An 11,096-nucleotide genomic window follows, 5' to 3' on the forward strand; every position below is an offset into this window, starting at 1 on the left:
CCTTCCGATCGCTGTTATCCCCAGATTTTTTGATTTTCTTTTCTCAAAGGGGAAAATCCGGGGATAGCGTATGCTTCCGATGTAGCTTTCTTGCAGAAAGCTTGTAGGCGAGCGCTTCGCTTCTTCAGGTTTTTTCTGTCCTCTCCGTTTGGTGTAAATGTTTAATTCAATTTATATAGTTTCATATGTCCTATAACTCTTTTAAAAATATAAGTTCAACTGATGAATATTTACACTGACACTTCGATGACAGAATAACCTTCCAATCGCTGTTATCCCCAGATTTTTTTGATTCCCTTTTCTCAAAGGGAAAATCCGGGGATAAAGGCGAACGCTTCGCTTTTTCAGGTTTTTTCTGTCCTCTCCGTTTCTGTGTAAATCTGTAGTTGAATTCATATTCCTTAATCATCAGTTCTTCTGCAACGTTACGCCTTCCAGTACAACTGTTGTAATGGAATTGTCTGCCGTAGGCACTTCAAGTCCGTTGGCATACACCGGAATGTCTTCAAGCTGCTCCATATTTCGCTCTGGTGAAGTCTGATACACCTGCGCGGTGGATGATTTTCCGTACGTATACCCTTCCAGTTCAAACGCCGTTGTTCCAGCCGACAATTCATTACGAATCACCAGCACCAGTCGTTGACGTTCCGCGTCATAGGCAGCCAACGTGCGACCATCATCCGTTGGAATAATCGTAGCGCCAGGACGAATAAACTTCGTAAACTGGGCCATGCCATAATACTGTTTGGTCATCTCATACTGCTCTTCTCCGTTAAAATTGGCGTGAATGAAGCCCCAGTTATTATTGGCGCCTTCATCTTCAACGGCCTGCCAATATACCCAGGCGGATGGCTGCATGATTTTTAAATCAAACATGATGCGCTCCGCCAACTCTTGGACCGAGGTCATATCCTCATGACTGTGTGGCTCGCTACCGCCTGTTCCGTACTCGGACATCCACAGCTTCTTGCCATGGCGTTCTGCCAACGTGCGCAGCTCTTCCATTTTGCTGCCATTATAGGAATGGGTATTGATCTGCTGGATTACGTCCAGTGTGTCCTGATCGTAGAGATTGAAATTGAACACCGTCTCATCAATGCTGTTATCATCTGCGGCACTAATGACGGTTCCATCCAGTCCTTTGCTCTTCAACGATGCAGCGACTTTCTTGATAATCTCGGCTTGTTTCTCATTGGTAAAATGACTGCCTTCCTGCATGTTGCCTTTCTTCCACCAGTCGGAGGAAGGTTCATTAAGCGGATTCAGTGTACGGAAAGTGATCCCCCACTCGTCCCGATAATGCTTCACAACTTCGGTCAGATAATCGGCAAACGCATCATACTGGTCGTCACGCAGGTTATTACCGCCATCTACGGCTCCAGTGACCGATCCACTAATCGTCATCCAGTAGGGTGGTGAATTGGAGAAAGCTTCGGCAATGTTCACGCCGCGCTCTATCGAGCCCTGTAATACAGCACGCTGGCCTGCATCGGCATTCCAATCCCACTCTCCAGGTTCAGGCTGAAAGCCAGGTACATCCCCACCGGGACGAAGGGCCTTCATCTCCGGATTTTCCTCACCGCCAATATTGTAACGAACGATGTTCAGACCTAATCCTTTCTCCGGGTCAAAGACCAGATCCATCACTTCACTAACCTTCGCCTGATCCTTCCATAAGCCAAGATCGTTGGCCCACCAGGCAAGTGACGTGCCCCAGCCTTCAAAATGATCGTAGGACTGATCCAGCTTCAGACGTACAGGCTCCCCTTGGAACTCAAGTGTTTTGGATGATTCATTGGCAAAATGATTGATAACAATTCCTCCTCCTGCCAGCAGGGCAACCAGGGCCACACCCATGAGAATGTAACTCCGTTTGCTCCTGCTGCGTTGTTCTTTATGCGCCATGGGCTAAACAATCCTTTCTCCATGTACGTTAATGACTTCATTGGCCTTGAACAACAGGTTCAATACATACACGCTACACACCTTCTGTTACTTGATTCCGCTGCTTCCGCCGCTAATGTTCGCTTCATAGACATAACGTTGTCCGAACAGATATACCAGTACCATCGGAATGGTGAGGAACAGGGAAGCAATCATCACGAGGTTCCATGGCGGCATCTGTCCGCCACCTACTGTAGTCAACAGCTGCACACCAAGTGCCAGCGGCATTTTCTCCGGATCATTGATATAGATGAGCGACCCCATGAAGTTCCCCCAGTTATAGGAAAACGAGAAAATGGCAATAGCGGCCAGAATCGGATAAGTCAGTGGCATGATAATCTTCCAGTAGATTCCCGGGTGTCCCATACCGTCAATCATGGCGGCTTCATCCAGTGATTTGGGGATACTCATGACGAACTGCCGAATCAGGAATACGTTGAACGCTCCGGCGAAGAAGCTCGGTACGATCAGCGGGTAGAATGTATTAATCCAGTCCAGATGACGGAAGATGATGAACTGCGGTACCATCGTCACCTCACCCGGAATCATCATCGTACTGAGCAACACGATAAACAGGAAACGACTGCCTTTCGCCTTGATTCGGGCAAAGCCGTAAGACACGATTGAAGCTGACAATACCGATCCAACAATTGTAAAGATGGTAATGATGACGGAGTTTTTGAGATATGTTCCGAGATTGTTATTCGTGAAAATCGTATAAAAGTTCGACCACTGGAACTCCATTGGAACGAAGGTAAAAGCTGATTTGACGGTTGTTGCGTCACTGGCCAGTGCAATGGAGATCATGTACAGGAAAGGCGAAGCAAGCAGCACCCCGACCAGAATCAGAAAAATATAGGATATCGTCTTCTCCACAGTCGATGGATTACTCATTGGCTTTTCCCTCCTCGTAGTGCACCCATAGCGCCGATGAACGGAATACAACCAGTGTCAACGCCATGATGATGATGAATAGTACCCAGGCAATCGCCGATGCATATCCCATTTTGTAGAACTGGAATGCATTCTGGAACAAGTAAGGAACGACCATCTGACTTGAATTATCAGGTCCGCCGGCAGTGACGATGAAGACCTGCGCGAAGGTCTGGAGCGCTCCGATCATACCGGTCACGAGATTGAAGAAAATGACGGGAGTCAGCATCGGGAATGTAATATGGAAGAACGATTGTGTACTTTTCGCACCATCGATGGCTGCGGCCTCGTACAGTTCCTGCGGAATGCCTTTCATCCCTGCAAGCAGCAATACCACGCCGCCACCTACACCCCATAAGGACATGAGAATCAATGCAGGCTTAACCCAGTTGGGATCAAGAAGCCAGGCAGGACCCTCAATACCAAAGATCGCGAGTGCTTGGTTGATCAATCCTTCCGTCGGTGCAAGCAAGTGAATGAAGAGCAATGAACTTGCAACCACTGGAACGACGGAAGGCAGGTAGAACAGAATCCGGAAGAAGGTAATTCCTTTGATCTTCTTATTCAGGTAATATGCAATCCAGAGCGAAATTGACATGCCCAGTGGAATGGATATCAGCGCATAGAAGAAGGTATTGCCGACGGATTTCCAGAAGATCGGATCATCGGTCAGCAACGTTTTGTAATTGTCGATACCGATGAATTCAGGGGACTGGAACAGATCCCAATTCGTGAAGCTCATATAGATGGAAAACAGGATCGGACCCAAGGTCAGCCCCAGGAACCCGATCAGCCAAGGCGAGATGAAGATGTAGAACCATTTCCCGTCCTTTTTTCTCACGTTAAGCCCTCCCATGACGCAGAGAGCAGATGGAACCCGCAATCATGCCGAATTCCACCTGTCCTCCTGTCGATGCTATTTGAACAACCTCTATTTGTAGAGTCTTTCCAGTCCACTCTGGATTTCAGTTACGGTATCATCAAGCGAAGCTTTGTTGTTGAAGTACACACCCAGCTTGTCGTTAATCAGCTTCATCATTTCATTCCATTGCGGGTTGAACGGTTCTGCGTAGATTGTCGATTCACTGAACGCAGCCATGTTGATTTTCTTGCCGCCATATTCGGCATTCAGGAATTCATCACTGGACAGACCTGCTTTGGTTGCGGGAGCATCCTGACCGGCTTTGACCATTGGCATCTGCGCTTCTGGTGTCGTCATTGCTTCAATCACTTTGAATGCCTCTTCCTTGTGTTTGGAAGCGTTGGTAATCGTTAAACCGTTAAAGAATGCGTTCGTTTCGCCCCATACCGGAGAGATATCCCAGTTGATGCCTTCGACCTTAGCAAGCGAACCAATGTTCCAGAAACCGGTTGTTTCCATAGCGATCTTGCCTTGCGCAAACAGCGGATCGGCTCCGATATTTCCCATGTCTGCAATCTCGGTTGGCGTTGGTCCTGCACCGTGGGTGAAGGTCAGATCATTCATGAATTGCAATGCTTTACGCACAGGCTCTGTATTGAATGTCGGTTTACCGCTCTCATCGAATATCGAGCCACCATTCTGGTAGATCAGTTGCATCCATTGTGGCCACCAGCTACCCGGGTAGTAGCCCCATTGAGTCGTTTTGCCGTTCTCCTTCACCGTCAGCTTCTGAGCAGCCGCCATCAGATCGTCCTGCGTCCAATCTTTGGTTGGGTATTCCACCCCGGCTTTGTCAAACAGATCTTTGTTATAAAAGAGGACCATTGCGCCTGCCCGATCCGGCAACCCGAATTGCTTGCCATCATACTTCATCAGGTTCGCAATATCATCGGAATATCGCTCAGACATGTTCACATTGTTCGCCTTAATCATGTCATCCAGCGGTATAATCTGATTCTTGGAGGCGTAGGCCTGATAGTTCTCGGCAATCATCATGATGTCCGGTGCTGTTCCTCCGGCGATCATGGTCTGTACCTTCTGGTCATAATCTCCTGCAACCACGTTGAGTTTCACATTAATATCGGGATACGTCTGCTTCACGATGTCGAGTCGCTCCTGATAAATTTTCTTCTCATCCTCCGAGCCCCAGATCGTCATGCTCAAATCAACCTTGCCACCGGACTCGCCGGAGGAACCACTTTTACTCCCGCTGCTGCAGGCTGTCAGACCCATTACCATGACCAGCATCAATAACGAAATGACCTTTAAACTTCTTCTCATACGTTACGCCCCCTTGAACTAATGAATGGATGACCACACTGAAACCCGTTTCATGAAATGGGTTTCATTAAGCTGAAACATAAAACCCGTTCCACTTTATGAAAGGGGTTTCATTCACGCACTCATTATATTTCACCCTTCGAGGAAATGTCAACGCTTTCTTTTCCAATTACAGGCCCTTTATCTTGCAGCAGGTCCTGTACTTTGACGCACAATCAGCTCCGGTTGCAGAATAATCTGCTTCTTCGGTTTGCCTTGGTTAATCAGCTCATGCAGCACGTCCACAGCCTGTTTGCCAAGCTGGTATGTGTTCTGGGATACGGTTGTCAGTTCCGGTATAACGGCACTGGCGAGAGGTGTATCATCAAAACCCACAATGGATATATCCTTCGGAATCGAGAGCCCATGCTCAATCGTTGACTTGATCGCACCAATGGCCGTGTTGTCATTCACACATATGACCGCAGTTGGCGGATTGTCCCGATCCAGCAGTTTGGACATTTCCCGTTTGCCATCGTCGATGGAGAAGCTTCCGAGCAGCTGCCGTTCTTTCGGTATTTCGAGCCCATGCTCCCGAAGTTTCTTCTGCACAGCTCTGACCTTGACCATGGTGGTGGATAACTCTTTTAGCCCGCCGACAAAGGCGATATCGCGATGCCCCAGTTCAAGCAAATGCTCAGCTGCAAGGGCCGCCCCTGCCCCTTCATCCGTGTACACCCGGTGGAACCCACCTTTGGCAATATTGCCATTGACCAGCACGATTGGCATGCGTTTGCCCATATCAATCAATTCCTGCGCCATGTCATCCGGACAGACCTGCATGTTGATTCGCCCGCCAAGAAAAATAATCCCGTCTACCCGCTTCTCTCGCAGGATGGACAAATATTCAGATTCCCTGTTGTAGTCCCCTGCCGTATTGCACAGAAAGAATGTATACCCTAATCCGCGAGCCTCATTCTCCGCGCCCCAGAAGACTTCGGGGAAAAAGGGATTCGTAATGTCAGGCAGGATGATGGCGATGGTACCCGTCTCTTTCTTGATCAGACTGCGCGCCTGCGCGTTGGGCTGAAACTGGTGTTTTTCGATGATGGACATAATCTTCTCTCGGGTGCTTGCACGCACAGGTGCCGTATCATTCAGCACTCGGGAGACTGTCGCTACAGATACGTTTGCTTCCTTGGCGATGTCGTATATGGTGATCGGTGTCATAACGGAACCTTCCTTTTTCTCTAATTTTCCCTATTTTCCCTGCTTATCATACCAGATAAGGAATGGCGATGAAATGGGTTTCATTGAAGGGCGAATGATTTTATACTGGACCAATAGCAGTTCCAGGTATGACATCATGCGTGAGTTGTTGAATGCTTTACGCTTTAGCGTCATTATTGTCATAGGACATGTTTGCTTTTCTTTATTTCACCTTCTAATCTGCGTTTATGGTCCATATATTAAATTGTAAGCGAATTCATTGGAGATTAGAGGAGTGTGAACAACGTCATGATCATTCAAGTCAGTCCGCTGGCAGAAGCAAGACTTACTGAAAAGCTGGGAGATCGACCAGGCTATTTCAAATTGTTTTATGATACCGATGGATGCGGTTGTGACGGAATTGCGGTACTTCTGATCTTAAACGAACCGGATAGCGATGATGTTACCGTAGAAGCGGGGTCGCTTCCCTTTGTAATCAACAAACAACAGCAGATTTACTTCGAACCCTGTCTGCGTCTGCAATCCGAGCACAGCTTCCCTTCGTTCCGACTGAGTAGTGATTCCATGATCTACGGCAGCAATGTCAAAGTCCATGATTTACGAGATAGCGCAGACATTGCCCCTCAGCCCACTGGATGGTTTGTACGATAAACGTTGAATTAGCATTATAGTTAAAACCTCCCAATCCCAGATGTTCTGCGGGACGGGAGGTTTTTTATTAGCTCGTGATTCTAATCAAATTATAGATCATTTGTGCCGCTTCTTCTCGGCTTAAGGAACGTTTCGGCATAAATTTGTTACCAGGGTATCCACTCATCACGGACTCTTGGGTCACAAGTTCGACACTCTCCTTGGCCCAAGTTGCAATGTTTGCTTGATCTTTATAATGACCTGCAGACGACAGTGATGATCCGTTTCTCAGCAACACGTTCGAAAGCATGCTTGCAGCTTGCTCTCTTGAAATGACCTCATTTGGACGATAGGTATTATCATCGAACCCTTTAGTAATCTTATGTTCAATGGCCGAGTTAAGCTCTGACACATACCAAGCTTCAGGATCAATATCTTTAAACGTTCCAGCATACGGTGATGATGATGTGTATCCCATGGCACGATTTAAGATGATTGCGAATTCAGCTCTGGTTACTTGCTTCTTGACCCCAAAAGTCCCGTCGGCGTAACCTTTAACAATTCCTTTGGAAGTTAGAGAAAGAATTGCTTCCTTTGCATAACTACCATCTATATCAGAATAGGTTTTAGGCTCTGTTTCTTCTTCAGGAATAACTTCAACGTCATTATCACCTTGGGGTCCTGGAACTGTTACGGTTCCATTAACCTCAATTCCTACATTGGCGTTGGTTCCACTTGGCGTACTCCCTCCGGACGGTGGATTTGTAACCGCCCCACCAGTTCCTGGTGTTGCTGGAGTAGTCGGCGTGGTGCCACCACCATTACCAGTACCTGGGTTGGTCGGTGTGCCAGTACCCGGATCGACAATCGTTCCAGGAACAGTCGCCCCACCACCATCTGCTGGTGCGGTTACACTGATTTCTTCTTTAGCTACAACAGATTCCGTTCCATCAGCATTCTTCACAACAGCAACGATCTCATAGTTGTATGTCCTGTTAGGATATACGTCTGTCTCGCTAAAATTCAGCTTGCCATTGACTGGGGAAACAATTCCATCGTCACGGCTCTCACCGGTTGCAGAGTTAACAAATGTTTTCCGATAGGTCCCGTCACCTAGAGGTGTGTAGGTGGTTTGTGGGTTTCGCTCTACATATGTTACAGCACCCTCGATGGCATTAAAGTTAAAAGTAATCGTTCCTTCCATTGGTTGCGAAGGCGTGATGACAATAGGCTGCGGTGCTGCTGGTGTGGTTACTTCGATGACGTTCGATTCCAATGTGCCATCAGCATTTCCAGCAACTACTTTATAGGTGTGGCTTTCTTCCGGACCCACATTCCCCACTGTCATTGAATTTATTGAACCGGTCCATACTTTGTTTGTGTCATCTTGAAGTACATCGTAATACGTCGCGCCTGTAACTGTAGCCCAACTCAGTCCAACCCGATCATGGTAGACTCTATTCGCCTTCAGGGCCAGATCACCACTCGGTGCTTGACCTTGCACTGGCTCATTCGGAATGGTGACGACCTTCATCGCAACTTTACCTTTAACACCTTTTCTAAGAGCAGCGACTCTGTAGGTATAAGTTGCGCCAGACCAGATGTCTTCAAGATCCTCTGTCCACCATGTACCCATCGGAATACCAATAGTCATCCCGTCACGGGAGATCTCATATTCATCCGCTCCATCAACAGCATCCCAATCAATACGAATTTTATTATATTGTAATTCCGTCACTCGAAAGTTTTCAGGATACGGAAGTTGAGGTGGAATCAATGTTTTTACACTCGTATACGCAGGTAAACCAGAGGTGAAATCATCCATTGCTAAGACAGAGTAATTGTAGGTTTCACCTTCATTTAAACCAGTATCTACAAATGTAGTTAAAGGACCCTCATAAATGATTAATTTTCCACGCAAGACCTTGTAATTGTCTGCTTTTTCAACAGCATCCCAAGATAGATCAACTGAAGTTGATTTAGGAATGGCTACAAAATTATTCGGTTCTGGTAATTTCTTTGTTACCCCCATAATCCTGCCTTGCTCTCCCTCTATAGTTATACTTGACGGGGATTTCTTTAACCCGTACACATAAAGGGAATAAGGATGATCCGGGTCCAAACCAGTTATCGTGTAGGTTGTGTTCGGTCCTTCATACAGGAAGGTATTGTTTTTAATTACTCTGTATGTATTCGCACCATCAACGGGATCCCATGAAAGTCTAATTGTATTCCAAGTTGACTCCACTTTCAAACCTTTGGGAGCGGGTAGTTTGTCTGGATCTTTTGTTGTTACAGTATTACGTTGTGAACCACTAGTTCCATGCTCATTTTCAGACCATATATCTACAACATAGCTCGTTTTTGGTATTAACCCTGTAAGTGTGTATGATAGATCAGTTCCACGATAAACTTCCTTGTTATCTACACGAACCACGTAACTTGTTGCCCTTTCTGCCTCTTCCCAGCTTACAGTAAGGGATGTTTCATCTGTAGTGACATTAAACTTCGGAGATGAAGGTATTAACTTTTCTTTAGTTTTCACGATCACTATAGATTTTTCACTTGGTGTGCCGGCATGATCGATGGCCCAAACTGCGATTTCATAGGATGTATCCGGAGCCATATAAGTAACGAAGCTAGGTTCTTTACCTTTATAAGCAGGGTTTCCATCTATGGTCATAACATACTGCTCCGCCCCTTCTACTGCATCCCAGGTGGCATTGATCTCATGATCTGTTGTTGTTACTTGTAAGTTAGCTGGGCTCGATAATAGCACCCCTTCAGAAGTGACAGTATTCGTGTCCGCAGCGCTAACCTTCCCTTCCCCAAATGGTACACTTGCTACTAACATGCTAGCTGATAAAACTAATGATAATAACTTACTGAATTTCGCTTTCCTCATATTGCTGGTATCCCCTTTTTCTATTTTCGCATTTATGGTTTTGCGTAAACCTACTGAAAACTTCTAGTTAGAAGTTCACATAAAGCAAGAATACAGTTTCTCCCTTTATGTCAATCTCTAAATTCCTAATTAACAAATAAGGATATATATATAAATCGTTATTTACGTTAATAAATCTAAGGGATAACGATATCCGACCCCAGTTACCGGTGCAATCCTTAAACACATAAACTTACTTCGTTTCTGTTGTATCTTTAGTCACTCTGGCCGAAAATGATTCAAATTCTACACGTGTATTGTAATACCTCAGCTATGTATTCTTTGGAATTAACTTTGATTATGAAATTCATAACTCAATTTTCTATTATGCATAGGTCTTACAGATCCTAAATCCCAATCAAACTTGTCAATAATAAGAATATTCTACCACTTCACAGCCTGAAAAAATAGGTATATTAACCCATTTCTATTAATGATACTTCATTCAGTCATTAATTTTTTGTCGTTTAAAGTTTATCCAGGTTCCAATCATGCAGATCATAAGCATGATATCCTCAAAACCAAAACACGTCATTAATACGTCTGAGGTAAAAGCCTTTTAACTTTCAGGCTGATTCTTAGTCTTAGATAAACCAAGTCTATCAACGGTTCAACAGTCTGTATACTGTACTTTGTATGCGAAATTGTGGATTTATCATCAGCTAATAGTACTTATCAAAATTACTTCACAAGAATTTCAATTGGATTCATGGTTAAAGAGATATCCGCGGTCATATCCACATAGAGATTTTGTGCCCCTTTTTTGGATACCAAAAATTCATCTTCAACCTCAACCACTTGACCCGACTTAAATTCAGTTACATATCCCACATCCGTATAACTACGCTCCTCGTCACCACCGGAAAAGAAAAAACGAACGATTGGTTTTCCATGGGCAACTTCAACGGGTTTAATGCCTGTATATTTTAAAGTCCCTTTTACTTTCATTTTCTCACCCGTGCCTATAACAGTTGGTGTTGTGACTTCGAGAACAAAATCAGATGCTACCACACGTTCAGTAACTGTATCTTCAATTTTCTCTGTTGATGAACACCCAGATAACATCATGAATACCACTGATATTAACATTAAGATGCTATTACTCATTTTATTAATAGTAATCACCTCTCTCATACTCTAACGAATGATATATGGAGAGGGTTGCTCAATTCGTTCATTGATTCCCTGAAATATCGTTTACCATTGGTTCAATGTCCGCATCGCAGCATGCTT

Annotated in this window: 8 protein-coding genes; 1 reads left to right on the forward strand and 7 read right to left on the reverse strand. The window is 45.3% G+C overall.

The window, feature by feature from the left end; translation table 11 throughout:
* Positions 1–408: 408 nt before the first annotated feature.
* The 5 genes from AB4111_RS17840 to AB4111_RS17860 all read right to left on the reverse strand — a co-directional run bounded on the left by AB4111_RS17840 (position 409) and on the right by AB4111_RS17860 (position 6,289).
* On the reverse strand, positions 409–1,905 hold the full coding sequence (locus AB4111_RS17840; RefSeq protein WP_442032593.1) for a glycoside hydrolase family 30 protein: 1,497 nt from the start codon (positions 1,903–1,905) through the stop codon (positions 409–411).
* 87 nt (positions 1,906–1,992) lie between these two features.
* A complete protein-coding gene (locus AB4111_RS17845) occupies positions 1,993–2,838 on the reverse strand; it encodes a carbohydrate ABC transporter permease (protein ID WP_442032594.1) in 846 nt (281 codons plus the stop codon).
* Positions 2,831–3,718, reverse strand: coding sequence for a carbohydrate ABC transporter permease (locus AB4111_RS17850; protein WP_307542940.1), 888 nt, complete (start codon positions 3,716–3,718; stop codon positions 2,831–2,833). Before AB4111_RS17850 ends, AB4111_RS17845 begins: the two co-directional genes overlap by 8 nt.
* A gap of 90 nt (positions 3,719–3,808) precedes the next feature.
* A complete protein-coding gene (locus AB4111_RS17855) occupies positions 3,809–5,080 on the reverse strand; it encodes an ABC transporter substrate-binding protein (RefSeq protein ID WP_442032595.1) in 1,272 nt (423 codons plus the stop codon).
* 180 nt (positions 5,081–5,260) lie between these two features.
* A complete protein-coding gene (locus tag AB4111_RS17860; protein WP_036617286.1) occupies positions 5,261–6,289 on the reverse strand; it encodes a LacI family DNA-binding transcriptional regulator in 1,029 nt (342 codons plus the stop codon).
* A 276-nt stretch (positions 6,290–6,565) separates the two neighbouring features.
* On the opposite strand from AB4111_RS17860, the gene AB4111_RS17865 reads away from it, so the two are divergent.
* Positions 6,566–6,940: an iron-sulfur cluster biosynthesis family protein gene (locus AB4111_RS17865; RefSeq protein WP_442032596.1), complete on the forward strand. Its 375-nt coding sequence runs from the start codon at positions 6,566–6,568 to the stop codon at positions 6,938–6,940.
* A 67-nt stretch (positions 6,941–7,007) separates the two neighbouring features.
* Here the strand turns inward: AB4111_RS17865 and AB4111_RS17870 are convergent, their stop codons facing one another.
* Together AB4111_RS17870 and AB4111_RS17875 are read right to left on the reverse strand one after the other, a co-directional pair.
* The gene (locus tag AB4111_RS17870) at positions 7,008–9,824 is read right to left on the reverse strand and encodes an S-layer homology domain-containing protein (RefSeq protein ID WP_442032597.1); all 2,817 of its coding nucleotides are present in this window, start codon (positions 9,822–9,824) and stop codon (positions 7,008–7,010) included.
* A 720-nt stretch (positions 9,825–10,544) separates the two neighbouring features.
* Positions 10,545–10,988 (reverse strand): hypothetical protein, encoded by a 444-nt coding sequence (locus AB4111_RS17875; protein WP_442032598.1) that lies wholly within the window; start codon positions 10,986–10,988, stop codon positions 10,545–10,547.
* Between the last annotated feature and the right edge of the window lie 108 nt (positions 10,989–11,096).

The organism is Paenibacillus sp. 2KB_22, from assembly GCF_052115745.1.
GTDB lineage: Bacteria > Bacillota > Bacilli > Paenibacillales > Paenibacillaceae > Paenibacillus.